We start from the raw sequence: 24839 nt of genomic DNA on the forward strand, positions 1-24839 counted from the left end.
GGCCAGGCCGGGGGCGCGGGCGGCGCCGGGGGCGCGGGCGGGCGGGGCGGGTTGCTCGTGGGCGACGGCGGTGCCGGCGGCGCCGGCGGTGCCGGCGCACTGGGCGGCAATGGCGCGGTCGGCGGTACGGGCGGCGGTGGCGGCTTCAACGGCGTCGTGGGCGGCAATGGCGCCGCCTCCACCGACAACGTCGCCGTCGGGGGTAACGGCGGGGCCGGCGGCGCGGGCGGCACAGGCGGCACCGGCGGGCACGGGGGCGCCGGGGGCTCGGGCGGTGCCGGCGGTGCCGGCGGGTTGCTGGCCGGCAATGGCGGCAACGGCGGCGCCGGCGCCATCGGAGGCGCGGGCGGCCTCGGCGGTACGGGTGGCGCCGGCACGGACGGCGCCGCAGGCGCCAACGCGGTCAGCCTGAACGTCACGTCCACGGGCGGCAACGGCGGGAACGGCGGCAACGCCGGTCACGGCGGAACCGGCGGCGCCGGCGGCGACGGCGGTCACGGCGGCGCCGGCGGGGGCCACGGGCTACTGACCGGCCAGGCGGGCGCGGCCGGCGCCGGCGCCGGCGGCGGCACCGGTGGTGGGGGCGGCACCGCCGGTCAGATCGGCCTGGGTGGCGGGGCCGGCACCGGCAGCGCTCAGAACGGCACCCCGGGCATGGACGGTAAGGGCGGGATCGCCTTCAACGGGGGCACCGGCGCCAACGGCAAACAGGGCTGATCACCAACTCGTCTTGGGGGAATGCCGAGCATCTCGGCGACGCCGCCGCGGTGAGTTCCGGGCCCCCCGCGGGTCAGCATTCACATGGCCACCTTCATCACGATCGGTTACGGGGACGCGGCCGGGTACGACCGCGCCAGCGACGAATGCAAAGCGGCAGCGCACGCGCGCGACGACGCGCTGCGCGCGGCGGGGGCGCTCGTCGGAATTGCCGGACGCCCGGTTCAGGTGCGCAACCCGGAGGGCTCGGGCGTGCGGACCGACCCCGGGCCGTACCTGCGGTCGCCGCTGCCGATCGCCGGGTTCGCGGTGATAGAGGCCGACGATCTCGACGCGGCGATCGAGCGGGTGAGCCAAACCCCGTGCGCCGTCGCGCACGGCGTCGTCGAGGTGTGGCCGCTGGCGACCTGACCTACCAGGCGTTCCAGTGCGTGAGCTGCTCGGCGGGCAGCCGCTTGGCCGGCCGGAAGTCGGTGCCCTTGGTGTAGGCGATGGGGAACAACCCGCCCTGGCTGAATTTGTCGTACGGGATGCCGAGCACATCGGCGGCCTGCTTTTCGCCGTCGCGCAGCAGGTGCAGCGTCGTCCAGCAGGAGCCCAGGCCCCGCGACCGCAGCGCCAGGCAGAAGCTCCACACCGCGGGAAACAGCGACGCCCAGAACGACACGCCGCCCAGCGGCGACTTGTCCTCGCGGCCTTCGATGCAGGGGATCATCAGGACCGGCGCCTCGCCCATGTGCTCGGCGAGATACGTAGCGGAATCGCGGACCTTGCCCATCCGCTCGCCGCGGGTGTCGCCTTCGGCGTACTGGGCTCCCGGCGCGGCGAGGTAGCCGCGGGCGTTGGCCAGGTAGATGTCGCCGATCGCCTTCTTCTTTTCGGCGTCCTCGACGAACACCCACTGCCAGCCCTGCGAGTTTGACCCGGTGGGCGCCTGCAGCGCCAGGTCCAGGCATTCCATCAGCACCTCGCGGCCGACCGGCTTGTCGAAGTCGAGCCGCTTGCGGACCGAGCGGGTGGTGGTGAGGACTTCGTCGACGGACAGGTTGAGGGTCATGTGTGGAGACTACATTCGGGTCCATGAGCGTCGAACTGACACAAGAGGTTTCCGACAGGCTGACATCGGACCAGTACGGCTGGCTGACCACCGTTGCGAAATCGGGGCAGCCGGTGCCGCGGCTGATCTGGTTCTACTTCGACGGTGCCAAGCTGACCGTGTACTCCACGCCGCAGGCCGCCAAGGTCGCCCACGTCAAGGCGCACCCCGAGGTGAGCCTGAACCTGGACTCCGACGGCAACGGCGGCGGGATCATCGTCATCGGTGGCATCGCGGAGGTGGACGCCACCGACGTCGATTGCCGCGACGACGCACCGTACTGGGCCAAGTACGAGGAACTCGCCGCGAAATTCGGCCTTACCGAGGCGATGGCGACTTACAGCACCCGGCTCAAGATCACGCCGACGAAGGTGTGGACGACGCCGACCGGCTGAGCCGATTGGCTTCGCCGAACGCGCACCCACGGTGGAAGTCTCGCCAAAATCTCGCCACCAGTTCACGTTCGACGCAGGAGGGCGGGCTGACCCTCGGGGTCAGCTTGGGGGCGGCGGCCCGCCGGGCGGAATCGCCCCGCCGCAGCCACCGGGCGGCGGCGGCCCCGGCAGGGGTTCGTCGCCGCCGACGCAGTCGTAATAAAATTGCGGGCCGACAATCCAGGTTTTCATCCACTGGTGCCAAAACGACCCGTCGGGATACTTCTCGCCGTCGCACACCGCCAAATTGCCGTAACCCCATCGACCCCCCGGGCAGAAGCCCTTCGTCATGTCCGGCTGGTGCGGGTCGGGGGGATCGGCGCTGGCCACCGCGGGAGAAAGAACAAGCGCCGCAGCACAACCCAATATCGCCGCGCCGCGCCGAACGAGCTTGAGTTTCATTTCGACTCCCTTGACACATTGAAATCAATACAGCCGATTTTTCGAATAGCTTACGACGCGGCGGATTTGCTAGGTGCCTTTCCGCGCAAAAGCCGCTTAGCGTCGCCGAACGTGCAGCCACGGCGAAAATTTCGCCAAAACCTCGCCGCCAGTGCACGTTCGACGCGGCGGCGGCGGTGATCGGGCGGCCGTCGGCTCAGCGGAAGTCGCGCGACTTCGAGCCCACCGCCAGGCTGATCCGGCCCAGCCGCTCGGCCACGACGGTAATGGCGCCGCTGGCGTTCTGCACCTGCCCGCGGATCAGCAGCGCGGGGGCGGCGTTGGCCAGCTTGCGGTGTCGCGCCCACACCCCCGGCGTGCAGAGCACGTTGACCATCCCGGTCTCGTCCTCGAGGTTGATAAACGTCACCCCCTGGGCCGTCCCGGGCCGCTGCCGATGGGTCACCGCGCCGGCGATCAGCACGCGGTCGCCGTCGGGCACGGATGCCAGCGCGGCGGCGGGCACCACGCCCATCGCGTCGAGGTCCTCGCGCAGGAACTGCGTCGGGTAACTGTCCGGGGAGATGCCGGTGGCCCACACGTCGGCGGCGGCCAGCTCCAGCTCGCTCATCCCGGGCAGCGCCGGGATGTGCGACGACGAGCCCACGCCGGGCAACCGGTCCGGGCGTTGGGTGGCCGCGGCCCCGGCCGCCCACAGCCCCTCGCGCCGGGACATGCCGAAGCAGCCTAGCGCCCCGGCCGTGGCCAGCGCCTCGGTCTGTGGCACGGACAGCTGCAGCCGGGTGGTCAGGTCGAGCAGGGATGCGAACGGGCCGTTGGCCTTTCGTTCGTCGACCAACCGCTCGGCGAGGTCGTCGCCGATGTGGCGGACGGCGCCGAGGCCCAGCCGCACCTGGGTCCCGTTGTTCTCGAGGGTGGCGTGCGCCAGGCTGGCGTTGACGTCGGGACCGTGCACCGTGACGCCGTGCCGGCGCGCGTCGGCCACCAGCGACTGCGGCGAGTAGAAGCCCATCGGCTGCGCGCGCAGCAGCGCCGCGCAGAACGCCGCCGGGTGATGCAGCTTGAACCACGACGAGTAGAACACCAGCGACGCGAAGGACAGCGCGTGGCTTTCGGGGAAGCCGAAATTGGCGAAGGCCTCCAGCTTTTCGTAGGTCCGGTCGATCACGTCGTCGGGGGCGCCGTGCAGTTCGCGCATGCCGTCGTAGAACCGGCCGCGCAGCCGGCGCATCCGCTCGGTCGAGCGCTTGGAGCCCATCGCGCGGCGCAGCTGGTCGGCCTCGGCGGCGGAAAAGCCGGCGCAGTCGACGGCCAGCTGCATCAGTTGTTCCTGAAAAAGCGGCACCCCCAGCGTCTTTCGCAGCGCGGACTCCATGGACGGGTGGTCGTAGACGACCGGGTCGATGCCGTTGCGCCGCCGGATGTAGGGGTGTACCGACCCGCCCTGGATGGGCCCGGGGCGGATCAGCGCGACCTCCACCACCAGGTCGTAGAAGACCCGCGGCCGCAGCCTGGGCAGGGTGGCCATCTGCGCGCGCGACTCCACCTGGAACACGCCGACGGAATCGGCGCGGCAGAGCATCTCGTACACCGCTTCCTCGGAGAGGTCGAGGCGGGCCAGGTCGACCTCGATCCCCTTGTGCTCGGCGACCAGGTCGATGGCGTAGTGCAGCGCCGAGAGCATGCCCAGCCCGAGCAGGTCGAACTTCACCAAACCGATTGCCGCGCAGTCGTCCTTGTCCCACTGCAGGACGCTGCGGTTCTCCATCCGCGCCCACTCCACCGGGCACACGTCGGCGATGGGGCGATCGCAGATCACCATGCCGCCCGAGTGGATGCCCATGTGCCGCGGCAGGTTCCGGATCTGGTTGGCCAGGTCGATCACCTGTTCGGGGATGTCCTCGATGTCGGGGGAGTCGGCGAGCCCGTTCCAGTGGCTGATCTGCTTGCTCCACGCGTCCTGCTGCCCCTGCGAAAAGCCCAGGGCGCGGGCCATGTCGCGCACCGCGATCCGGCCGCGGTAGGTGATGACGTTGGCGACCTGGGCGGCGTAGTCGCGGCCGTACTTGTCGTAGACGTACTGGATGACCTTCTCGCGCTGGTCCGATTCGATGTCCATGTCGATGTCGGGCGGCCCGTCGCGGGCCGGCGAGAGGAAGCGCTCGAACAGCAGCTCGTTGGCCACCGGGTCCACCGCGGTGACCCCGAGGGCGTAGCAGACGGCGGAGTTGGCCGCCGATCCCCGGCCCTGGCACAGGATGTTGTTCTGGCGGCAGAACCGGGCGATGTCGTGCACCACCAGGAAGTAGCCCGGAAAGCTCAGGTGTTCAATGACTTTCAGTTCGTGCTCGATCTGGGCGTAGGCGCGCGGCGCCGATTCCGGGAGCCCGTAGCGCTCGCGCGCGCCCGCCATGGTCAGCTGCCGCAGCCAGCTGTCCTCGGTGTGCCCGTCGGGCACGTCGAACGGCGGCAGCTGCGGCGCGATGAGTGCCAGCCCGAACGCGCACTGCTCGCCGAGTTCGGCGGCGGCGGTCACCGCGTCCGGGCCCCCAAAAGGCATATGCCCGAACAGCCGGGCCATCTCCTCGCCGGAGCGCAGGTGCGAGCCGCCCAGCGGGGCGAGCCACCCGGCGGCCGAATCCAGGGACTCCCGGGCCCGGATGGCGCCCATCGCCATGGCCAGCCGGCCCCGCGACGGACGGGCGAAGTGTGCCCCGGTGGTGGCGACGACGCCGACGCCGAAGCGCGGCGCGATCCCGGCCAGCGCGGCGTTGCGTTCGTCGTCGAGCGGGTGACCGTGCCGGGTCAGCTCGACGCTGACCCGGTGCGCGCCGAACCGGTCCACCAGGTCGGCGAGCGCCCGCTCCGCCGCGTCGGGGCCGCCCTGGTAAAGCGCCTGGCGCACATGGCCTTTGCGGCAGCCGGTGAGGATGTGCCAGTGTCCGCCGGCGGCCTCGGTCAGCGCGTCGATGTCGTAGCGCGGCTTGCCCTTCTCCCCGCCGGCCAGGTGCGCCGCGGCCAGCTGCCGCGACAGCCGTCGGTAACCCTCCGGGCCGCGGGCCAACACCAGCAGGTGGGGGCCGGGCGGGTTGGGCTGCTCGGTGCGCGCGCCCGGCCCCAGCGAGAGTTCGGCGCCGAAGACGGTGCGCAGCTCGAGTTCGGCCGCCGCCTCGGCGAACCGCACCGCCCCGTACAGGCCGTCGTGGTCGGTCAGCGCCAGGGCGCGCAAGCCCAGCCGGGCGGCCTCCTCCACCATCTCCTCGGGGGTGCTGGCGCCGTCGAGGAAGCTGAACGCCGAGTGCGCGTGCAGCTCGGCGTACGGGACGGAGGAGCGGGCCGGCCGGGTGTCGTCGGGCGGCTGGTACGTCCCGCGCCTGCGCGACAACGGGGCGTCCTCGGGAGGATCCGCCGGAGCGCCGGCGTGGCGCGGCTTGCCGTCGAGCACCCGCTCCATTTCCGACCAGCTCAGCGGCCCATTAAACCAACCCACGTCGCCGAGTCTACTCGAATGTATGTTCGATTTAACCCCGGCTCATGACAACGGTTGTTAAACGGATCTTCAACTCCTAAACAAGGTCTTAACGCTGCGGGGCCTACCGGGCATAACCTGCCGCGCAGATACTGGTACAAGATCAAAATTCGACGGCGGGGACTGAGCATGGCGCAGGTGAAGACACTGGACACGGCGTTCCCCGATCAGCATGCCAGCCTGGCGATCGGGGCGGTCGCCATCGTCGACGGTCCGGCCCCCGATGACGAACTACTGAAAGATCTTCTGGCGCAACGACTTCCGTCGATTCCGCGGTGCACGCAGGTGCTGCGAACCCAGGACTTCGAGTGGATCGACTGCCCGGGGCTCGATTTCGCCCATCACGTGCGCCGGGTGGCGGTTCGGCGACCGGGCGATGACGCCGAACTGTCGCGGGCCATCGCCCATGCCCTGGAGCGCCCCCTCGACCTGGACCGTCCGCTGTGGGAGTGCTGGGTCATCGAGGGGCTGCGCGGCAACCGGTGGGCGATCCTGATGAAGGTCCATCACTGGCTGGCCGACGGCCACTCCGCCGCCCACCTGCTCACTCGGCTTTGCGACGACGCCGACCGGGACACGTTCGCCAATCACGCCGGTCCGAAAGGGGTTTCGCCGACACAGGACCACAAGCGCGGCTGGACCGACGCGCTCGGGCGGGCTGCGGGGCTGGCGGACTCCCTCGTCGGGGCGGTGTGGCCGGCGGCGCGGCCTGCGGTCGGCGCGGTCACCACCATGCGTAAGTACGGCACGGTGCGGGTGCCGCGCGCCGACGTCGACCGCGTGTGCCGCAAATTCGGGGTGACCGTCAACGACGTTGCGCTCGCGGCCATCACCGAGGGCTTCCGTACGGTCCTGCTGGGCCGCGGCGAACAACCGCGGGCCGACTCGCTGCGCACCCTGGTGCCGATGCCGATGCGATCGGCGATGCTGCCGTATCTGCCCGTCGAGCACGAGGACCCGGTCCAGCTGCTGCGGGCCGTGCAGGACCAGTGGAAGGCCAAGCACACCGACGAGCCAGGCCTCGTCGAGTCGGCGCTCAACATGTTGCCGACGATGTTGCGCAGCAACGTGATACAACTGCTGGCGCGGCTGCCGCACCGCGCGATCGTGACGCTGGCGACCAACGCGCCGGGTCCCCGCCACCAGCTGCGCCTGATGGGCCGGACGTTGGAGCGCTTCCTGCCGATTCCCCCGACCGCCGTGCGGCTGAGCACCGGGGTCGGCGTGCTCAGCTACGGCGACGAAGTGGTGTTCGGCATCACCGGCGAATGCGACGCCGCCGCCGACGTCAAGCAGCTGGCCGCCGGCATCGAATTGGGCGTGGCGCGGCTGGTGGCGCTGAGCCAGGACTCGGTGTTGCTGTTCAGCAAGGAACGTCGGCGCAGGAGCAAGGCCCGGGCGTTTCCGAACCGGTCGCAGCGCGCGCACCCGTCGTCGCTGCGCTGACCCGGGCCCGGTGGCCGTGGTCACCGTGAGAGGGTGGATCGGTGCCCACCTTGGAGCCGGTCACCATCGACCCTCGCCGTCACGACGCGGTGCTGTTCGACGCCGCATTGGGGTCCACCGAGGCACTGGTCGGGCAATTGCGGGATGCCGGCGTCGACACCGGCGGCTTCTCGTCGAGCGACGATCTCGTGGGTGACGGCGTGCGCCCGGGCCGGAGCGTCGTCGTCACCAGCGACCCGGCCGTCGTCCGGGCGGCGCGCGAGCACGGGTTCGCGTTGGTCATCGGTGTCGCCCCGGCGGGTGACGCCGATGCGGTCGTCGAAGACCTCGACCAGATCGCGGTGCGCACCGGGGACCGCCGGATGTCGGAGCTGCCGGACGCGCTGGGGGCGCTCGACGCCCTGGCCGACCGCAGCCCGGCCGTGTTCTACGACTTCGACGGCACGCTGTCCGAGATCGTGAACGACCCGGACGCCGCGAGGCCGGTCGCCGGCGCCGTCGAGGCGCTGCGGAACCTGGCCGCGCAATGCCCGGTCGCGGTGCTGTCCGGGCGCGACCTCGCCGACGTGACCAAGCGCCTCGGCGTGCCCGGCATCTGGTATGCGGGCAGCCACGGTTTCGAGTTGACCGCGCCCGATGGCTCACACCACCAAAACGAGGACGCGGCGGCGGCCGTCCCGGTGCTCGAGGAGGCAGCCGCCGAACTCCGCGAGCGGCTGGGCTCCATTCCCGGAATCGTCGTGGAGCACAAGCGCTTCGGCGTCGCCGTGCACTACCGCAACGCCGCCCGTGATCGCGTCGCCGAGGTCGCCGCGGCCGTGCGGACGGCGGGCCGGCGCGACGCGCTTCGGGTGACCACGGGCCGCGAGGTCATCGAGCTGCGCCCGGACATGGACTGGGACAAGGGAAAGACCCTCCGCTGGGTGCTCGAGCACCTACGCGAGGCCGGCCCCCTGGTGCCGATCTACCTCGGCGACGACATCACCGACGAGGACGCGTTCGACGCCATCCGCGCGGACGGTGTCCCGATCCTGGTGCGGCACAACGAGGACGGTGACCGCGCCACCGCCGCGCTCTACGCGCTGGACACCCCCGCGCAGGCCGCCGAGTTCACCGACCGGCTGGCGGAGCGATTGGCGAGCACGCGGACATAGCCATCGCCTTCGGTCTGCCGACCGCCCGGGCTAGCCCGCGTACTCCACGGCGCCGTCGTCGAGCACCACGCGCGCGGGGTTGCCTTCGGCGCCGGACGCCTCGGTGCGGAACACGGCCTTGCCGGGCTCCGTCCGCCAGATGAGCGTGGTCAGCGTCTCGCCGGGAAACACCGGCGAGCTGAACCGGGCGTCGATCGAGGTGACGTTGGCGGCCACCCCCTTGCCCAGCTCGGCGACCAGTGCACGGCCCGCCACCCCGTAGCTGCACAGCCCGTGCAGGATCGGCTTGGGGAAACCGGCCAGCTCGCGGGCGAACCACGGGTCGCTGTGCAGCGGGTTGCGGTCACCGGACAGCCGGTAGATCAGCGCCTGATCCTCGCGGGTGGGCAGCGGGAGGCGCGCGTCGGGCTCGCGGTCGGGGATCTCCGGCGCGACCGGCCGCTGGCCGGGCACTCCCCCGAAACCGCCCGCGCCGCGCACGACGAAGGTGGTCGTCGTTTCGGCGATCAGCGTCCCCGAGTCCGGGTCGGTGCCACGGGCGCGCAGCATCACGACCGCGTTCTTGCCCTCGCCCTTGTCCTGAATGTCGGTGACCTCGGAGACCACCGACAGCTTCCCCGCGGGCGGCAGCGGCGCGTGCAACCGGACGCCCTGCGATCCGTGTAAGAGCATGGCCCAGTTGAACGTTCCGATCTTGCCCGCCGCCCCGAACGCCGGGCAGCAGATCACCGCGTAGGTGGGCAGCACCTGCTGGGTGATGTCATGGCTGTTCTCGGTGGTGAACGACAGGTCGTCGGTGCCGCAACCGACGCCGAGCGCGTAAAGCAGCGTCTCCCGGTCCGTCCATTCGAACAGCATTGGGTCGCTCATCGCGCCGACCGCACTCGGGTCAATCGCCATAGGGGGCTCCTTTCGAGGATTTTCTGCACCTAACCATCGCAAACCCTTCCCCCCGGCACCGTCGGCAGGGCAGGCTATCGACATGCGCAAGGGGAGCATGTTCTGGAAATTCGTGGCCGCGCTCGCCGCGGTGATGATCGTCGGCGCCTGCGGCGGATCACCACAGGTGCGCAGCATCACGATCACGTTCATCCGGCATGCGCAGTCGGAGGCCAACGCCAGCGGGATCATCGACACCAGCGTCCCGGGTCCCGGACTGAGCCCGGAGGGCAAGTCCCAGGCCGAGCAGGTCGCGCATCAGCTCGGCCGCGAGCACTACGACGCCGTCTACGCCTCCACCATGACGAGGGCCCAGCAGACCGCGGCGCCGTTGGCCGCCGAACTGGGCAAGCAGGTGGAGGTGCTGCAGGGCATCCAGGAGATCAACGCCGGCTGGTTCGAGGGCAAGCCGATCTCGATGGACCCGACGACGTACCTGCTGGCCCCGGCGGACTGGCTGGCGGGCGACACCCAGAACAGCATCCCGGGCTCGATCTCCGGCAAGGAGTTCAACGACCGGTTCACCGGTGCGGTGCAGAAGATCTACGACAGCGGTCACAGCAAGCCGGTGGTGTTCGCGCACCTGTACTCCATCGAGTACTGGGTGCTGATGAACGTGAAGAACGCCAAGGACAGCCTGCGCACCAGCCACCCGCTGCCCAACACCGGCCGCGTGGTCATCAGCGGCAACCCGGCGACCGGCTGGACGCTCGAGGATTGGGACGGCATCCGCAACTTCAACGGCTGACCGCTACCATGACCGAATGCGGTATGTCGTTACCGGCGGTACCGGGTTTATCGGTCGCCGCGTTGTGTCTCGTCTGCTAGGCACCGAGCCCGACGCCGAGGTCTGGGTGCTGGTTCGCCGCCAGTCGCTGGGACGGTTCGAACGCCTCATCGTCGACTGGGGTGAACGGGTCAAGCCGCTGGTCGGCGAGCTGCCGGAGCTGGGCCTGACCGACGAGACGCTGGCCGAGCTGGGCCGCGTCGACCACCTCGTGCACTGCGCGGCGGTCGACGCCGAGGGCACCCGCGCGGTCATCGAGCTGGCGACGCGGCTGGACGCCACGCTGCACCACGTGTCGTCGATCGCCGTGGCGGGCGACTTTCGCGGCGAGTACACCGAGGACGACTTCGACGTCGGCCAGCAGCTGCCGACTCCCTATCAGCGGACGACGTTCGAGGCCGAGTTGCTGGTGCGGTCGACACAAGGGCTGCGCTACCGCGTCTACCGCCCGGCGGTCGTGGTGGGCGATTCGGTCACCGGCGAGATGGACAAGGTCGACGGGCCGCACCACTTCTTCGGCGTCCTGGCCAAGCTGGCGGCGCTTCCCCGGTTCACCCCGATCGTGCTGCCCGACACGGGGCGCGCCAACATCGTCCCGGTCGACTACGTGGTCAACGCCCTGGTGGCGCTCATGCACGCCGAGGGGCGCGACGGCCGGACGTTCCACCTGACCGCGCCGAAAACCGTTGGGCTGCGCGGCATTTACCGCGGTGTCGCCAAGGAGGCCGGCCTGCCGCCGATGCGCGGGTCGCTGCCCGGCGCGGTGGCCGCGCCGGTGCTCAAGGTGCGCGGCCGCGCCAGGGTGCTGCGCAACATGGCGGCCACCCAGCTCGGGATCCCCGCCGAGATCTTCGACGTCGTCGACCTGAAGCCCACGTTCGTCAGCGACGAGACCCGAAAAGCCTTGCGGGGCACGGGAATCGAAGTCCCGGAGTTCGCCAGCTACGCGCCCGCGCTGTGGCGATACTGGGCCGAGCACCTGGACCCCGACCGGGCGCGGCGCGACGACCCGAGGGGCCCCTTGGAGGGCCGGCACGTCATCATCACCGGCGCGTCTAGCGGGATCGGGCGGGCGTCGGCGATCGCGGTCGCGGAAAAGGGTGCGACGGTGTTCGCGCTGGCCCGCAACGCCGACGCGCTCGACGAGCTGGTCGCCGAGATCCGCGCGGGCGGCGGGCAGGCGCATGCGTTCGCCTGCGACGTCACCGATTCCGCGTCGGTCGAGCACACCATCAAGGACATCCTGGGCCGCTTCGACCACGTCGACTACCTGGTCAACAACGCCGGCCGGTCGATCCGGCGCTCCGTGGTCAACTCAACCGACCGGCTGCACGACTACGAGCGGGTGATGGCGGTCAACTACTTCGGCGCGGTGCGCATGGTGCTGGCACTACTGCCGCACTGGCGCGAGCGGCGGTTCGGTCACGTGGTCAATGTGTCCAGTGCGGGCGTGCAGGCCCGCAACCCCAAATACAGTTCGTACCTGCCGACCAAGGCGGCGCTCGACGCGTTCGCCGACGTCGTGGGGTCGGAGACGCTGTCCGACCACATCACGTTCACCAACATCCACATGCCGCTGGTCCGCACGCCCATGATCGCGCCGTCGCACCGGCTCAACCCGGTTCCCGCGATCAGCCCCGAGCGCGCGGCGGCGATGGTGGTGCGCGGCCTCGTCGACAAGCCGGCCCGCATCGACACGCCCCTTGGCACCCTGGCGGAGGCCGGCAACTACTTCGCGCCCAGGACGTCGCGGCGCATCCTGCACCAGCTCTACCTCGGCTACCCGGATTCCGCCGCGGCCCGCGGGCTGCCCACCGAAGACCCCACGCCGCGTCGCCGGCCACGGCGCCCGGTGCGCGCCGTCACCGGCGTCCGCACGCCGCGACCGGTCAAGCGGCTGGTGCGACTGGTGCCCGGAGTGCACTGGTAAACCCGGGGTTTTAGCCCGGCCGGTTTGCGGTATTCCGGCGCGATGGTCCTTTGCGAAAAGTGGACGGACGCCGACGCGGTGGCCGCCGCGGGCCGGCTGGTCGCCACGACCGGCGTCGCCGTGCTGCCGTCGTTCGACGTGACGCGCAGCCTCGAGGTCGGCCGCGAAGAGTGGACGCGGTTCGCCCGGCATTGGCGGCAGCTGGCGCCCGACCCCTACGCGGCCGAGCTGGGGGTCCGGCGGCTGCGGCGCTACGGCCAGTACTCGTTCCGCGACGGCGTGCTGCGCCCGATGCCCAAGCTCGCGTTCGTCCAACCGCAGGACTCCAACCCGCTCTACGTCGGCAGGGACCGTGAGTTCGAGCCGCTGACCGACGCGTTTGCCGCGGATCCCCTGCTGCACAAGGTGATCGGGCTGCTGGCCCGGGTGGCCGCCGCCCTGGACGACGTGGCCGACTGGAACGTCAAGGTGCACCCGTTTCGCATCCGATGCTGCACGGACGATAACGGCAGCCCGACGCCCGAGGGCCTGCACCGCGACGGCGTCACGCTGGTCAGCTCGCTGCTGATCGGGCGGCGCAACGCCATCGGCGGCGAGAGCACGGTGTGCGACCTCGAGGGTCACCGGCTGCTGGCGACGACGCTGGCCGAGCCGGGGACGCTGATGCTGGGTGACGACCGCCGCACCCTGCACGCGGTGTCGCCGATCCGGCCGATCGACGGCTCCGGGCCGGCGCAGCGCGACGTACTGGTGATCACGTTCGCGTCCGCCTGGCCGTAAACTCACGGCGGTGAACGCCATCTTCGTCGACGTCGACACCGGCATCGACGACGCAATGGCATTGATCTACCTGCTGGCCAGCGCCGACGCCGACGTGGTGGGCATCGCCTCCACCGGCGGCAACATCCACGTCGAGCAGGTCTGCGAAAACAACCTGCGCTTGCTCGAATTGTGCCGGGCCCCAGCGATACCCGTATCCAAGGGCGCCGATGACCCGCTGTGCGGCCACTGGCCGCATCACTCGAAGTTCCACGGCCCCAACGGTCTGGGATATGCCGAGCTCCCCCGCACCGACCGGCGGCTCACCGACCACGACGCCACCGCCGCGTGGGTGGCCGCGGCGCGCGCCTATCCCGGGGAGCTGGTCGGGCTGGTCACCGGCCCGCTGACCAATCTGGCGCTCGCGCTGCGCGCCGAACCGGCGCTGCCGGCGCTGCTGCGACGGCTGGTGATCATGGGCGGCTCGTTCGGCGGCGACATAAACCCGATGGCCGAGTGGAACATCCGGGTCGATCCCGAGGCGGCCGACGAGGTCTTCGCCGGCTGGGCTGGGCAGCAACGACTTCCGATCGTCTGCGGCTTGGACCTCACCCGGCGCGTCGCGATGACACCCGAGATCCTGGCCGAGCTCGCGGCCGCCGCGGGTCCGTCGCCACTAGTTCCGGTGATCGAGGACGCGATGCGGTTCTACTTCGAGTCCCACGAGGTCCGCGGGCACGGCTACGTCGCGTACATGCACGACCCGCTGGCCGCCGCGGCGGCGCTGGACCCGCAGCTGATCACGACCCGGGCGGCGACGGTGGACATCGAGCTGGCGGACACCCCGACCCGGGGCGTGACGACCCCCGATTGGTCGGGCGAGCGAAAAGCCAATGCCCTGATCGGTGTTGACGTGGACGCCGCGGCGTTCTTCGAGGACTTCATCGAGCGGGTCGCGCCGTTCGCGTGCGGGCTCGCCTGACCGTGCGGATGTCGATCAGGTTGTTGGGATGGTCCGAGTTCGGCGGGGCTGCGGGCACATCGTCGTCACGGCGGGCCGGGTGGCCGTAGCCAGCGACATGCCGGTAAGACCAGACCAAGTCATCGGCCTCGCTGCCGACTTTTGATACGGCCCTCGACGCGGCCTCTGACACGGCGCCGACCATCCGACTCAGGTGGAGCACCGTGGCATGCGCAGCTTCGAGGACGGCGCCCGTTGCTCGTGCGAGGACGTCGTCGACCTGCCGGCCGATTTCAGCCGCCATCCATACTCCTTCACCGAACACCGAATGACTTCGACTGCCACGGTACCGAAAGCTTGACCACCGGGCCGTTCGCGCGCGGGCTCGGCGCTAGGAGGCCCAGGGTCCGACACCACCGACCTTGTCGATGCGGATGCGTGTCAGGAACCCCGGCGGCGCGCCCTCGGGTACGAATTCCACATCGGGACATAGCGTCTGGGCGAGCTCCTTCAGGAGTTCGGGGGCGCCTCCCTCGACGATCCGGCCGGTCCCATTGATCGAGAGCCACAGCGAAATCGGTTGACCGGGCCGGCCGGGTGACACGATGTTGAGGGCCACGCGGGGATCGTTGCGGACATTGCGAACCTTCTTGTTTCCCGAGAGGTGTGCGACGACGAGTTCGTCTCCGTCCGGCGTCGACTGCAATGCGACCCAGACAAGGCTCACCTGGGGGCTGCCGTCGGGATTGAGAGTGACCAGGGTGGCATCGGCACCCTGGCCAATAAGTTCACGAGCGGATTCGTTGAGCTCCACGTGTCACGACCCCCACGCGTCGCGCGTCGGATCGGGCACACCGAAGCCCTCGGTCCATGTCTCGCGGTCACCGAGTGCGTCGATGGTGACGAGCGGGTTCCAGTACTCGCGATAGCGCCAGATCTTTCCGCCTTTGGCTTCGACGATCAGCACGAAGCTCTGGTTATATGGCGCGCCGGTTCCCGGGGCGTGGCCCTTGACGCTGAACTCGATCACCGCCGCATTCGGGTCCTGCATCGGAAACAGCCGGATCGTGTCCAGCGTGTCGACGGCCACTCGGCTGACGTCCTTCATATAGCCGAGGATCTCGGCTCGGCCGCGATAGACGGATTTGCGCCCCAAGGGAGCAAACGGGAAGAAGAGTTCGCCGTCTTCGGCCCACAGTTCGATCCATTCCTCCCAGCGCTTCTCGACCAGCAGGGTTTGATAGGCGCCTACGAGTTGTAGCATCGCGGCGCGCGTGTCGTCGTCTCCGGACGATGCCGGGCGCCGCTCGAGAGCGTCCCAGTTCGCCGGTGCATCATCGAGGTCGATCTCAAAGGTTTCCACGAACCGTGCGGTCTGCATTTGGCTGCCGATGATGAGAATGATGGCAATGAGGTCACTGTCGCTGACGTAGTCGCGTGCCGCCGTCAGCACGGGTTCGGAAACTTTTGTGCGGTAGTAACATTCGTCGACGAAGCGCAGGACAGTGGCCTTGCGCGAGTCCAACCGCGTCTGGTCGCCCGCCTCGACAGCGCGCAGTTCAGGGTCGGTCAACCCGGCCGCACGCGCCTTGTCGCGGTGCTGAAGTCGTTCGTACTCGCTGTCGCAGAGCGCGGCGACCCGCATCATGACCAGCTCTCGCAGCTGCGGATCCAGGTCGCACGTGGCGTAGGTGCCGGCGAGCCGGAACTTCGCCGCGACGATCCGCGGATCGGTATTGACCAGGCCGCGAGCGAGATTGGACGGCAACAGATCGAATGCCGCCCGTTCCTCGGGTGCCATCGTGTTCTCGTCGACGAGGTTTATGCGTGCCATCGTTGAGCTCCTGTTCACGTACGGACTTTGTCGTCGAGCCAGTCACAGATGTCCCGCTGGGCGACCCCGAGAGCATCGAGCTGACAATGCGCGCAGCCCGGCGTCCCGGGCGGGTACACCACGAGTGTCTTGTCCGGGCAGCCGATGTCGTCGTACACGGCCTGCGCGTGCGACACCGGGGCGAGCACGTCGCTGCCTCCATGCAGGATGAGGACCGGCGCCGACACCTCTTCCAGCACCGCCGGACCGAGCTGAAACTTGCTGCCGCGCTCCAGCAGCGCCTCGACTCCGTCGACGCCCAGGAAGCGTTCGGCCTGACGGATCCTGCTTGCGGCCCGGCCGCTGCCGGTCGCATTCAGCAGGGACGGGTCGAATCCGATTGCGGCGCCCCAGATCACCGTCGCCTTGAGTCGGCGTTCGAACGCCGCGGCCCGAGCCGCGTAATACCCACCAAGGCTCGAGCCGATCAATACGATGCGGTCTGCGTCGACACCGGGCTGCGCCCGCAGGTAGTCCACCGCCGCGGCGGCAGCGGTCTCGAAATCGTGTCGGCCGAAAATGCCCCGCTGCTTCGCGGCGCCCTGTCCCGGGCCGTTCAGCAGCAGCACGCCGTAACCACGCTCGGCGAGGGCGGCGCCGATCTTGAAGTACTGCTCCTCGGCCCAGGCATCGATACCACCGACATCGATGACCGTCGGGGCACCGCGAGACGACGTCTCGGGCAGACACAGGTATCCCGGAAGTGAGGCGTCCTCGTACGGCACCTCAACGGGGCGGAACGTCGGCCTCATACGCGCCGAGGCCTCGCGGAAGCAGCGGACCGACTCCGACAGTCCGGGCGGCACGTCCGCGTCACCGGCGATGTCTGCCATCTGACCCGAGATCCGGTGGTAAATAGTGGCTCTCAGATAGAGGTCGCGGGCTGTCACGTCGTGCCCGCCGGCCGCCGAGGTGCGTGCCGACGCCTCGATCCGGTCGGCCAGCTCGGAAAATCCCGTCTGCCATGCCGCGTTGTCGCCCACCGGCAGGGTGCGGGCCACGGCATGTACTTCGCTGAAATCGGCCCCCCTGACGTAGCAGTACGAGAACAGCCGCAGCATCTGGGTGGACCACTCGAGGTTGTCTGGGAAGTATTCGAATGCACCGAAGGGAATTTCGCCGCTCGGTGCAGTGCGGGCCATCGCTCACTTACCATCCATTCGTATAATGAGACACTGTCTCACTGCTGGAGTATCGTGTTGGGCGAGCCGCCTGTCAAACCACAAGGGGCGAGATCGGAGGGAGCATGCCGGAAACGACCCAAATCTCAACAGGTCTCGACGACGGCCGGACGTTATCTCCGACGGTCACCAATCGGGTCGTGACCCTGTTGGGCCTCGTCGGCCGTCACGAGGGCGGGATTGGTGCCCGCGAGGCGGAGCGTGCCACGGGCATTGACCGCTCGGCGGTGAGCCGGATCTTTCGCCAACTGGAGAGCCTGGGGTGGGTAGAGCAGGTCGACGACCGCGGAACCTATACGGTGGGGCCGGAGATGTTCGCGGTTGCGGCCGCAGTCCGAGAACACGACTCCATCTGGCGCGCCGCCGCGCCGCTGCTGCGCAAACTCACCGATCGCTTCGATGAAACCACGTACCTGGCCAGGCGGCGTGACCATCAGGTCGTGTTCCAGGACAAGGTCGACTGCTCCCAGCCGATCCGCTATGTCGTACAGCTCAACGAGCCGTTCCCCCTGACGACCGGCGCCGCCGGCCGTGCGATCCTTTCCGCCCTGCCGCACAGGGAAATCGACGAGGTGCTCGCTCTCGGCCTCCGCGCATACACCCCCACGAGCATCACCGATCCCGACAAATACCGGGCTCAGCTGAATCGAGACCGGCGACTCGGGTACGCCTACTCCAAGAGCGGGTGGATCCAGCGCGGCGCCGGCGTGGCGTCCCCATTCTTCGACGCGTCCGGAGCCTGCAGTGGCGCGATCACGCTGAGCGCCCCGATTGACCGGCTGGCACCGGCGGCGGTCCGCAGCATCGGTCCCGCTGTTCGCGATGCGGCCCAACAGCTTTCGCATCGACTCGGATACTGCGGGAAGCGGTGGGGCGTGGGGTGATGACTGCGCCGCCTACGATCGCCACCGTAAAGGAACTGGGCCTCAGATATAGCAATTGGGGCCGGTGGGGTGAGGACGACCAGCTGGGCACCCTCAACCATCTCACGCCCCAGCACGTTGTCGAGGCCGCGCGCCTCGTTCGCACCGGGAGGATTGTGGGAATGGGGCTGCCGATCGACGAGGCCGGTCCGCAGTCGGGCGCAGGTGCGCTCGGACGGTTCAATCCGATCCATCTGATGATCCGCGACGGCGCTGACGTGGCGGCCGGCACGATGATCCGCGATTTCTACGGCGGTGAAGACCGGCACCTGCGCGGCACCGACGACGTGTTGATCATGCCGTTGCAGAGCGGCACCCAGTGGGATGCCCTCGCGCACATCTTCTTCGAGGGCAAGATGTACAACGGCTACGAACCCGACCAAGTCGGCAGCAAAGGCGCGCTGAAGAACGACATCACCGGTGGTTGTGACCGAATGATCGGTCGCGGAGTGCTTCTCGATGTTCCTGCCGCCCACGGACTGCCCTGGCTCGAGCCTGGGTATGCGATCACCTCCGAGGACCTCGAGGAGTGTGAACGGCGCCAGGGCGTCGTCGTGGGGCGGGGCGACTTCGTGTTCGTCCGCACCGGCCAGATGGCACAGGTACGGGGTCGGGGCACCTGGGGTGACTATGCGGGAGGCCCGGCCCCCGGCCTCGGTCTGGCGGCGGTGCCCTGGATAGGCGACCGCGAGATCGCGGCCCTGGCCACCGACACGTGGGGAATGGAGGTGCGCCCGAACGAGACGCCCGACACCAACCAGCCGCTGCACATCATTTTCCTTGTGTACATGGGGCTTTGGGTCGGGGAGATCTTCGACTTCGAACCCATTGCGCTGGCCTGCGCCGAGGAGCAGCGCTGGGAATTCCTGTTTTCGGGCCCGCCCCTGCGGATCACCCGCGCCGTCGGCTCTCCGCTCACGCCGGTCGCCGTGTTCTGAGGCTTACTCATAACTTCCCTCCAAATACCAGCGCCGCTGGCGGTAGCACAGCAGAAACGCCCGTTCGTCCTCCAGCAGGACCTGGGCGCGGGCGGCGCGGCCCTTCGCTTCGGGATCCCACCACCGCTCGTCGACCGGCCACGGCCCGGCCCACCAGCGCAGCCCCTGGTCCCGGCCGCGCACGGTCAGATGGGCGGGGTCGGCCGAGAACATCCCCCGGGCGGTGACGCGTACCGGATTGCCCTGGGCGTCAAGCAGATCCACCGGGTCGTCCAGCAGCACCGCCGGCGACGGCTCGGGCAGCTGCCCGGGCCACGGCGGACCGGGGTCGGCGTGCGGCACCGGCTCGTCGCCCAGCGGGGTCAGGGTGATGCGCTCGGCGGGCCCGCGGCCGCCGGACAGCACCGGCACCCGCACCGCCTCCGGGCCGAGCAGGCCCTGCACCCGCACCAGCGCCCGACGGGCCCGCAGCCTGTCCTCCTCGCCGAGCCCACCCCACAGCGGCAACTGCAGCGCCTCGGCGGACACCACCTCCACCGCCTGCAGCCGCAACAGCGTCACCGGCGCGGTCGGGCGCGGGGCGCGGTCGGATCGGCTGCTCAACCATCCGTCCAGCTGCCAGCGCACCCGGTCGGCGGTGGCGTCCTCGGTCAACGGCTCGGCGCACCGCCATACCCGTTGCAGCTCTTCGCCGTTGGCGGTGACGGCGTGGATGGCCAGCCGGGTGCAGCCCACACCCGCGGCCATCAGCGCCTGATGCAGCGCGCCGGCCAGGAAGCGGCCGGCGAAGGCCGCGGCATCGACCCGGTCGATCGGCGGGTCACAATCCAGCACCGCCTCGAGCTCCGGCGGCGGCTCGCGCCCGGACGGCCCACGCTCCGGTTCGCCGCGGGCGAACCGGTGCGCGGCCATCCCGTCGGCGCCGAACCGGGAGGCCACGTCGGTCCGAGACAGCGCGGCGAATTGCCCGATGGTGCGAATTCCCATCCGCCACAACAGATCCGTCAGCTCTTCTCGCCCCGGACCGGACAGGCTCGGCTCGGTGGCGAGCTGCCGGATCGACAGCACCGACAGGAACCTCGCGTCGCCCCCCGCCTCGACGATCCGGCCCGCCCGCGCGGCGAAGACCGCGGTGGACAGCTGGTCGGCGATGCCCACCTGGCACTCGGCACCGGCCGCGGCCACCGCGTCGATCAGCCGCTCGGCGGCCTGCTCCTCGGACCCGAAGTAGCGGGCCGCCCCGCGCACCGGCAGCACCAGCAGCCCGGGCCGCAGCACCTCGGCGCGGGGCACCAGGTCGTCCACCGCGGCGATCACCGGTTCGAAGAAGCGGGCGTCGCGGTCGGCGTCGGCGGGCGCGACGTGCAGTTGCGGACAACGCGCCGCCGCCTCCCGTCGCCGCAGCCCGCGCCGCACTCCCGCCGCGCGGGCGCCCGACGAGCAGGCGATCACCCGGTTGGCCAGCGTGACCGCGATCGGGGCCGTCGCGGGCAGGTCCGCCGCGGCAGCCGCCGCGACCGCCGGCCAGTCCATGCACCAGATCGCCAGGGCCCGGGATGCCACGGGAGTCACCCCGCCCGCGCCCGGCCGATCACCCGTCTGCCCGCGCACACTCCGCTGATCTGCAGCCGCACCCTGCCGATCCGGCCGAAGCCCGGGGCGGGAACCCCTGAAGAAGCCGAAGTGATCTCATAGCCGCAGACCCGGGCCGCGAGCCGCGTCGGCGCCCCCTGCCAGTCGCCGTCGGTGACCAGCAGGGTGCATCCCTTGTTGCGGGCCCGCGCCACCACCGCCCGCGCCCGGGTGTGCGACACCTGCCGCCCGCCCAGGCCGAGCACCACCAGGTCCATGCCGTCGATGAGCACCGCGGCCACCTCGACCGGATCGGTTCCGGGATCCGGTATCACCGCGAGCCGGCTCAGGTCCGCCCCCATCTCCGCCGCGGCCAGCAGCCCGATGTCTGGCTGGCCGACGATGGCGACGTTGCCCCCGGCCGCCGTCACCGAGGCCACCATGCTCAGCAGCAGCGACCGGGCCCCCGAGCACACTGCCACCGTCCCGCGCGGCAACGGCACCGGCAGCGAATCCGCCAGCCACCGCGGGAGCGCCACCACGGATTCCGAATCCGGCAGCGGGTCGGGGGCTCCCCCGGACATTGCAGCCATCCGCCTGCGCAGCGATTCCAGCTGCTCAGCGCGGTTATCGGAGGCCAAAGCCGCGGTCATGACTGCCTCCTGTTCGAATGTATGTTCGATACATTCGCGAGTAAACACCCACCCTCCGACAAGCGTCAAGAAACGTGAGAGGCTGCTTTATGCGGTCGTTGCTGGTGTGGCTGATGGTGCTTTTTTGCTGCACTTTTTCGGCTCCGAGCGGCGCCGCTCCCTGCCGACCGGCGGAGCTGTTCGCCACCGACAACACCGATCCCCTGTTTGAGGCGCAGGCCACCGCGACGATCGCGCTCGGCGGCGCGACGGTGACGGGATCGACCCCGCTCGACGGGGTGTACTGGTCGAGCGCGCTGCAACGGAACACCCAGGAGCACTCCCGGGAATTTCATCTGTGCGCCGCCGACGGCTCGTTGCACACCGCCGCCGAGGCGCTGCGCCGCCAGTTCGACCAGGAAGCGGTGCTGACCTTCGACTACGAGCGTGCGCCGGGAGAGGACGCGATCATCATCGCCGTGCCGGATGTCGACGTCGCCCGCTTCGGCGACGCGCTGGCGGCCGACCCGGTCGCCCGCGACCGCATCAGGGGCGGATCCGTCACCACGACCGACCACACCCTGATCCTGGTCGCCGGCAACGACGATCGAGACGTCGCCCGCCGACTCGTCGGCGCGGCCGGCGGGAACTGGGCAGCCGCCACGATTAGTTACGGCAAGCGCGAATTCGTGGAGTAGTTACTCCCGCGCGATGAGGAATGCCGGGTGGCGGCGCTGTTCGGCCTCGAAAGCGCCCCGGCCATCGCTCGGGTTGGCGTTGAACGCGGCCCGGACGAACGGGATGAAACCGAATTTGCGTCGCAGGTGCATGGCGACCTCGGCGCGGCGGCTGTCGGTGACTTCGGTGCAGTGGATGGTCTCCGCCCGGCGCCCGCGCCGGATGACAGCCGTGCCGGCGTCTCGCACATTGGCGACCCACCCGGTTTCGCCGTACATCGACACCAGCCAGCGGCCGTCGTCGTGGTGGAAGACGACCACGGGGACGGAGTGCATCATTCCGCTGCGCCGGCCGCGGCTCTCGAGAAGGTACAGCGGGCCGAGGGGAATGCCGGCGCGCAGCAGCGCGGCCGGGACTTTGGAGAAGCGCAGCATCGCTGCGGGAAGCCCGGGTCGAGGTTCTCTCACTTGAGCGCCTCACGGTCGGCCGGAAGCAGCTCGCGGTTGTCGCGCAGCCAGTCGGCGTAGCTGCGGGGCGGGCGCCCGAGCAGGTTCGCCAGGGTGGGGGTGCCGTACCAGTGGCCTTGGCGCACGGTGCGAAAGACTTCGTGCAGGATCTCGATCACTGCCGCGGGCACCCCGCCCTCGGCGAGGTCGCGGTCGAAGACGTCCTCGGTGCAATCTTCGAATCCGATCGGTCGGTTCAAGGTTGCGGAAAGGTGCTCGGCGATCTGGGGGCCGGTGATGGCCTGACCGGTGAGTTCGTAGATGCGGGAGGCGTGACCATCGGTGGTCAGGATCAGCGCTGCGGCCGCGGCGATGTCGTGGGGATCGACGATGGTCAGCGGCTGACCGCCGACAGGTTCGCGCAGGGTCGCCTCGGTGTGGATGCCGTGCCAGGTGAACGGCACTTCGGTCATGAATCGGGTGGGGCGCAGGATGGTCCACTCAACGGCCAGGGAGCGGAGGCGCCATTCGTTGGCGCCGTGCGCGGTGAACAGCGGGTGATGGAAGCGGCCGGCACCGAAGTTGGACAGGTAGACGATGTGGCGGGCGCCGGCTTGTTCGGCGGCGACGAACGCGTTGATCTCCAGTTGTTCCATGTCCGGTATCGGCGGGGTTGGGGCCAACACGAACACCCGCTCGGCTCGGTCGAACGCGGCGGTCAATGACCGGGGTTCGGTCAGGTCGGCCACTACCGCCTCGACGGAGGGCGGGAACGTGGCGGCTTTGGACGGATCACGAATCAGCGCTCGGACCGGATGCCCGGCGGCGGCGAGTTGGGTGACGAGGTGGCGGCCGACGCGGCCGGTGGCTCCGGTGACCAGGATGGGGTTATGGGTCATGGTTTGTCTCCGTGGGTGGGTAAGGCGAGCCGGTAAGGCAGGGGTGGGATCAGCTGGCGTCGGTTCAGAGAGTGGCGGCCAGGCCGCCGTCGACACGGATGTCTTCGCCAGTGATGAAACTCGCCTCGGGCGACACCAGGAAGGCGATGAGGCGCGCGGTCTCGTCCTCGACACCGAAGCGGCCCATCGGAATACGCTGGGGCAACAGGGCTTTGAAGGCCGCCAATTCGTCGGGCGGCATTCCGAGTTTGTCGAAGGCGGCGTTGTCGATCGGGCCCGGGCTTACCGAATTCACCCGTATTCCACGCGGCGCGAGTTCAGCGGCCAGCGCACGCACCATGGCCGCCAAGGCGCCCTTGGTGGCGGTGTACACCGACCAGTTCGGAGCGCCCAGATACGTCCCGACCGCACTGGTGATGACGATCGACCCGCCCGACGGCAGCAGGGGCAGCACCTTCTGCAGAGTGAAAAACGGGCCTTTCACGTTGACCGCGAAGTGCTCGTCGAAGATCCCTTCGTCGACGGCCTCGATCGGCAACATCCGCCCGATGCCCGCGTTGAGCACGACAGCATCCACACCGCCCCACCGCCGCCGCAGTTCATCAGCGATCAGATCGGCCGACGCGACATCTGCCGAATCTGCCTGCAGCACAACGATATCGGCGGGCATACCGTCGCGAGCAGCTGCCAGTCTGGCCGGATTGTTGCCGGTCACCAGCACCGCGTAACCCAGTTTGTGTAGCGCCACTGCGCTCGCGTATCCGATGCCGGTGGTGCCGCCGGTGACGAGCACGACAGGTTGTGCAGAACCGCCCATCCTCTTACCCTTCGCTATTTTGTAGTCCTTCCTACAGAAATAGTGGTGGGCCGAAAGCGACCCTGTCAAGAGTTTATGTAGTATGAACTACAGAAATGGAGGAGGGCATGGCGAAAAGGGGACGACCGCCGGGATTCGACCGCGACGAGGCGCTGCACAGCGCGATGATGTTGTTCTGGGAACGCGGCTACGAGGGCACCACCCTGGAGGACCTGCAAGCTGCAATGGGCGATATCAGCGCGACCAGCCTGTACCACGCGTTCGGGTCCAAAGAAGCCCTGTTTCGTCAAGCCGTCGATGCCTACCAGCAGACAGTCGGCGCGCCTGCGCTGGCCGCATTGCAGGAAACTCCGACCGCTCGCGAAGCCCTGCACGAGATGCTGCGACTCACCGCTGAATCCTTCAGCCGCTCAGGGCAACCCCGCGGATGCTTGCTGGTGCTGGGTGCGACGAATTGCACGCCGGCCAATAGCGGGGCGCAGGACTACCTGCAGGCCATCCGTCGGCAGACCCCGAAAGTCATCAGGGCGCGGCTCGCCCGCGCGGTCGACGAGGGTGAACTAGCGGCATCGACCGACATCGACACCATCGCGTCGTTCTACGCCACCGTGATTCACGGCCTGGCCGTGCGCGCGGGCGACGGCGCCTCCCGCAAAGCGCTCATGGGTGCAGTCGCGGCCGCGATGGCCGCCTGGCCGGGCCTCACAACGGACCCGCGGGCATAAA

General features: G+C 69.6%; 26 protein-coding genes. 13 read left to right on the forward strand and 13 right to left on the reverse strand.

Annotation, left to right across the window (positions count from 1 at the left end):
* On the forward strand, positions 1 to 717 hold a 717-nt coding region (locus AWB92_RS29790), incomplete at its 5' end, for a hypothetical protein (protein WP_193791393.1).
* Between the two features lie 84 nt (positions 718 to 801).
* Positions 802 to 1128 (forward strand): YciI family protein, encoded by a 327-nt coding sequence (locus AWB92_RS08160; RefSeq protein ID WP_085184877.1) that lies wholly within the window; start codon positions 802 to 804, stop codon positions 1126 to 1128.
* 1 nt (position 1129) lies between these two features.
* Here the strand turns inward: AWB92_RS08160 and AWB92_RS08165 are convergent, their stop codons facing one another.
* Positions 1130 to 1774: a nitroreductase family protein gene (locus tag AWB92_RS08165; protein WP_085184878.1), complete on the reverse strand. Its 645-nt coding sequence runs from the start codon at positions 1772 to 1774 to the stop codon at positions 1130 to 1132.
* A 23-nt stretch (positions 1775 to 1797) separates the two neighbouring features.
* On the opposite strand from AWB92_RS08165, the gene AWB92_RS08170 reads away from it, so the two are divergent.
* Entirely contained in the window at positions 1798 to 2208 is a 411-nt protein-coding gene (locus AWB92_RS08170; RefSeq protein ID WP_085184946.1) for a TIGR03667 family PPOX class F420-dependent oxidoreductase, read from the forward strand.
* Between the two features lie 99 nt (positions 2209 to 2307).
* Here AWB92_RS08170 and AWB92_RS08175 read toward each other — a convergent pair whose 3' ends face one another.
* Together AWB92_RS08175 and AWB92_RS08180 are read right to left on the reverse strand one after the other, a co-directional pair.
* Complete coding sequence (locus AWB92_RS08175; RefSeq protein ID WP_085184879.1) at positions 2308 to 2649, reverse strand: hypothetical protein; 342 nt, start codon at positions 2647 to 2649, stop codon at positions 2308 to 2310.
* Between the two features lie 196 nt (positions 2650 to 2845).
* The gene (locus tag AWB92_RS08180; protein ID WP_085184880.1) at positions 2846 to 6139 is read right to left on the reverse strand and encodes an error-prone DNA polymerase; all 3294 of its coding nucleotides are present in this window, start codon (positions 6137 to 6139) and stop codon (positions 2846 to 2848) included.
* Positions 6140 to 6307: 168 nt separating this feature from the next.
* Between AWB92_RS08180 and AWB92_RS08185 the strand changes: the two genes are divergently transcribed.
* Positions 6308 to 7624, forward strand: a complete 1317-nt coding sequence (locus AWB92_RS08185; RefSeq protein WP_085184881.1) for a wax ester/triacylglycerol synthase domain-containing protein — start codon at positions 6308 to 6310, stop codon at positions 7622 to 7624.
* Between the two features lie 41 nt (positions 7625 to 7665).
* Positions 7666 to 8778, forward strand: a complete 1113-nt coding sequence (otsB, locus tag AWB92_RS08190) for a trehalose-phosphatase (protein WP_085184882.1) — start codon at positions 7666 to 7668, stop codon at positions 8776 to 8778.
* A 30-nt stretch (positions 8779 to 8808) separates the two neighbouring features.
* On the opposite strand, the gene AWB92_RS08195 is transcribed toward otsB, so the two are convergent.
* Positions 8809 to 9678: a MaoC family dehydratase gene (locus AWB92_RS08195; protein WP_085184883.1), complete on the reverse strand. Its 870-nt coding sequence runs from the start codon at positions 9676 to 9678 to the stop codon at positions 8809 to 8811.
* 82 nt (positions 9679 to 9760) lie between these two features.
* Between AWB92_RS08195 and AWB92_RS08200 the strand changes: the two genes are divergently transcribed.
* From AWB92_RS08200 to AWB92_RS08215, 4 genes are read left to right on the forward strand one after another with little or no spacing between them, the layout of a single operon-like run.
* On the forward strand, positions 9761 to 10465 hold the full coding sequence (locus tag AWB92_RS08200) for a histidine phosphatase family protein (RefSeq protein WP_085184884.1): 705 nt from the start codon (positions 9761 to 9763) through the stop codon (positions 10463 to 10465).
* A 16-nt stretch (positions 10466 to 10481) separates the two neighbouring features.
* Positions 10482 to 12434 (forward strand): SDR family oxidoreductase, encoded by a 1953-nt coding sequence (locus tag AWB92_RS08205; RefSeq protein WP_085184885.1) that lies wholly within the window; start codon positions 10482 to 10484, stop codon positions 12432 to 12434.
* Between the two features lie 42 nt (positions 12435 to 12476).
* Positions 12477 to 13214, forward strand: coding sequence for a 2OG-Fe dioxygenase family protein (locus tag AWB92_RS08210; RefSeq protein ID WP_085184886.1), 738 nt, complete (start codon positions 12477 to 12479; stop codon positions 13212 to 13214).
* Positions 13215 to 13224: 10 nt separating this feature from the next.
* The gene (locus tag AWB92_RS08215; protein WP_085184887.1) at positions 13225 to 14175 is read left to right on the forward strand and encodes a nucleoside hydrolase; all 951 of its coding nucleotides are present in this window, start codon (positions 13225 to 13227) and stop codon (positions 14173 to 14175) included.
* Here the strand turns inward: AWB92_RS08215 and AWB92_RS29320 are convergent.
* The 4 genes from AWB92_RS29320 to AWB92_RS08230 all read right to left on the reverse strand — a co-directional run bounded on the left by AWB92_RS29320 (position 14135) and on the right by AWB92_RS08230 (position 17169).
* The gene (locus AWB92_RS29320; RefSeq protein WP_142281996.1) at positions 14135 to 14458 is read right to left on the reverse strand and encodes a hypothetical protein; all 324 of its coding nucleotides are present in this window, start codon (positions 14456 to 14458) and stop codon (positions 14135 to 14137) included. The genes AWB92_RS08215 and AWB92_RS29320 overlap by 41 nt on opposite strands.
* An 87-nt stretch (positions 14459 to 14545) precedes the next feature.
* A complete protein-coding gene (locus AWB92_RS08220) occupies positions 14546 to 14968 on the reverse strand; it encodes a PPOX class F420-dependent oxidoreductase (protein WP_085184888.1) in 423 nt (140 codons plus the stop codon).
* Positions 14969 to 14971: 3 nt separating this feature from the next.
* The gene (locus tag AWB92_RS08225) at positions 14972 to 15955 is read right to left on the reverse strand and encodes a nuclear transport factor 2 family protein (RefSeq protein WP_158090368.1); all 984 of its coding nucleotides are present in this window, start codon (positions 15953 to 15955) and stop codon (positions 14972 to 14974) included.
* 47 nt (positions 15956 to 16002) lie between these two features.
* Complete coding sequence (locus tag AWB92_RS08230; protein ID WP_085184890.1) at positions 16003 to 17169, reverse strand: alpha/beta fold hydrolase; 1167 nt, start codon at positions 17167 to 17169, stop codon at positions 16003 to 16005.
* A 104-nt stretch (positions 17170 to 17273) separates the two neighbouring features.
* Here AWB92_RS08230 and AWB92_RS08235 point away from each other — a divergent pair, with 104 nt between their 5' ends.
* Both AWB92_RS08235 and AWB92_RS08240 read left to right on the forward strand, forming a co-directional pair.
* Positions 17274 to 18092 (forward strand): IclR family transcriptional regulator, encoded by an 819-nt coding sequence (locus tag AWB92_RS08235; RefSeq protein WP_085184891.1) that lies wholly within the window; start codon positions 17274 to 17276, stop codon positions 18090 to 18092.
* Positions 18092 to 19069, forward strand: coding sequence for a cyclase family protein (locus AWB92_RS08240; RefSeq protein ID WP_085184892.1), 978 nt, complete (start codon positions 18092 to 18094; stop codon positions 19067 to 19069). Before AWB92_RS08235 ends, AWB92_RS08240 begins: the two co-directional genes overlap by 1 nt.
* 3 nt (positions 19070 to 19072) lie before the next feature.
* On the opposite strand, the gene AWB92_RS08245 is transcribed toward AWB92_RS08240, so the two are convergent.
* Both AWB92_RS08245 and AWB92_RS08250 read right to left on the reverse strand, forming a co-directional pair.
* Positions 19073 to 20602 carry a DNA polymerase Y family protein gene (locus AWB92_RS08245; protein ID WP_085184947.1) on the reverse strand — a complete coding sequence of 510 codons (1530 nt, stop codon included), beginning with the start codon at positions 20600 to 20602 and terminating at the stop codon, positions 19073 to 19075.
* Between the two features lie 35 nt (positions 20603 to 20637).
* On the reverse strand, positions 20638 to 21294 hold the full coding sequence (locus AWB92_RS08250; protein WP_085184893.1) for a hypothetical protein: 657 nt from the start codon (positions 21292 to 21294) through the stop codon (positions 20638 to 20640).
* An 89-nt stretch (positions 21295 to 21383) separates the two neighbouring features.
* On the opposite strand from AWB92_RS08250, the gene AWB92_RS08255 reads away from it, so the two are divergent.
* Complete coding sequence (locus AWB92_RS08255) at positions 21384 to 21971, forward strand: hypothetical protein (RefSeq protein ID WP_241523401.1); 588 nt, start codon at positions 21384 to 21386, stop codon at positions 21969 to 21971.
* Here AWB92_RS08255 and AWB92_RS08260 read toward each other — a convergent pair whose 3' ends face one another.
* From AWB92_RS08260 to AWB92_RS08270, 3 genes are all read right to left on the reverse strand, one after another.
* Positions 21972 to 22418 carry a nitroreductase family deazaflavin-dependent oxidoreductase gene (locus AWB92_RS08260; RefSeq protein WP_142281999.1) on the reverse strand — a complete coding sequence of 149 codons (447 nt, stop codon included), beginning with the start codon at positions 22416 to 22418 and terminating at the stop codon, positions 21972 to 21974.
* A complete protein-coding gene (locus AWB92_RS08265; RefSeq protein ID WP_085184895.1) occupies positions 22415 to 23296 on the reverse strand; it encodes an NAD(P)H-binding protein in 882 nt (293 codons plus the stop codon). The genes AWB92_RS08260 and AWB92_RS08265 overlap by 4 nt, the downstream gene beginning before the upstream one ends.
* A 64-nt stretch (positions 23297 to 23360) precedes the next feature.
* A complete protein-coding gene (locus AWB92_RS08270; RefSeq protein ID WP_085184896.1) occupies positions 23361 to 24113 on the reverse strand; it encodes an SDR family oxidoreductase in 753 nt (250 codons plus the stop codon).
* A 107-nt stretch (positions 24114 to 24220) separates the two neighbouring features.
* On the opposite strand from AWB92_RS08270, the gene AWB92_RS08275 reads away from it, so the two are divergent.
* On the forward strand, positions 24221 to 24838 hold the full coding sequence (locus tag AWB92_RS08275; protein WP_085184948.1) for a TetR/AcrR family transcriptional regulator: 618 nt from the start codon (positions 24221 to 24223) through the stop codon (positions 24836 to 24838).
* Position 24839 lies beyond the last annotated feature (1 nt).

It is taken from the genome of Mycobacterium sp. IEC1808 (assembly GCF_002101935.1).
Lineage (GTDB): Bacteria > Actinomycetota > Actinomycetes > Mycobacteriales > Mycobacteriaceae > Mycobacterium.

Excerpts from the sequence above, each read along its gene's own strand:
- AWB92_RS08160 (WP_085184877.1), top strand. The coding sequence starts at position 802 with ATGGCCACCTTCATCACGATCGGTTACGGGGACGCGGCCGGGTACGAC.
- AWB92_RS08165 (WP_085184878.1), bottom strand. The coding sequence starts at position 1,774 with ATGACCCTCAACCTGTCCGTCGACGAAGTCCTCACCACCACCCGCTCG.
- AWB92_RS08170 (WP_085184946.1), top strand. The coding sequence starts at position 1,798 with ATGAGCGTCGAACTGACACAAGAGGTTTCCGACAGGCTGACATCGGAC.
- AWB92_RS08175 (WP_085184879.1), bottom strand. The coding sequence starts at position 2,649 with ATGAAACTCAAGCTCGTTCGGCGCGGCGCGGCGATATTGGGTTGTGCT.
- AWB92_RS08185 (WP_085184881.1), top strand. The coding sequence starts at position 6,308 with ATGGCGCAGGTGAAGACACTGGACACGGCGTTCCCCGATCAGCATGCC.
- AWB92_RS08195 (WP_085184883.1), bottom strand. The coding sequence starts at position 9,678 with ATGGCGATTGACCCGAGTGCGGTCGGCGCGATGAGCGACCCAATGCTG.
- AWB92_RS08200 (WP_085184884.1), top strand. The coding sequence starts at position 9,761 with ATGCGCAAGGGGAGCATGTTCTGGAAATTCGTGGCCGCGCTCGCCGCG.
- AWB92_RS08205 (WP_085184885.1), top strand. The coding sequence starts at position 10,482 with ATGCGGTATGTCGTTACCGGCGGTACCGGGTTTATCGGTCGCCGCGTT.
- AWB92_RS08210 (WP_085184886.1), top strand. The coding sequence starts at position 12,477 with ATGGTCCTTTGCGAAAAGTGGACGGACGCCGACGCGGTGGCCGCCGCG.
- AWB92_RS29320 (WP_142281996.1), bottom strand. The coding sequence starts at position 14,458 with ATGGCGGCTGAAATCGGCCGGCAGGTCGACGACGTCCTCGCACGAGCA.
- AWB92_RS08225 (WP_158090368.1), bottom strand. The coding sequence starts at position 15,955 with ATGGCACCCGAGGAACGGGCGGCATTCGATCTGTTGCCGTCCAATCTC.
- AWB92_RS08230 (WP_085184890.1), bottom strand. The coding sequence starts at position 17,169 with ATGGCCCGCACTGCACCGAGCGGCGAAATTCCCTTCGGTGCATTCGAA.
- AWB92_RS08235 (WP_085184891.1), top strand. The coding sequence starts at position 17,274 with ATGCCGGAAACGACCCAAATCTCAACAGGTCTCGACGACGGCCGGACG.
- AWB92_RS08240 (WP_085184892.1), top strand. The coding sequence starts at position 18,092 with ATGACTGCGCCGCCTACGATCGCCACCGTAAAGGAACTGGGCCTCAGA.
- AWB92_RS08245 (WP_085184947.1), bottom strand. The coding sequence starts at position 20,602 with ATGGACTGGCCGGCGGTCGCGGCGGCTGCCGCGGCGGACCTGCCCGCG.
- AWB92_RS08250 (WP_085184893.1), bottom strand. The coding sequence starts at position 21,294 with ATGACCGCGGCTTTGGCCTCCGATAACCGCGCTGAGCAGCTGGAATCG.
- AWB92_RS08255 (WP_241523401.1), top strand. The coding sequence starts at position 21,384 with ATGCGGTCGTTGCTGGTGTGGCTGATGGTGCTTTTTTGCTGCACTTTT.
- AWB92_RS08265 (WP_085184895.1), bottom strand. The coding sequence starts at position 23,296 with ATGACCCATAACCCCATCCTGGTCACCGGAGCCACCGGCCGCGTCGGC.
- AWB92_RS08270 (WP_085184896.1), bottom strand. The coding sequence starts at position 24,113 with ATGGGCGGTTCTGCACAACCTGTCGTGCTCGTCACCGGCGGCACCACC.
- AWB92_RS08275 (WP_085184948.1), top strand. The coding sequence starts at position 24,221 with ATGGCGAAAAGGGGACGACCGCCGGGATTCGACCGCGACGAGGCGCTG.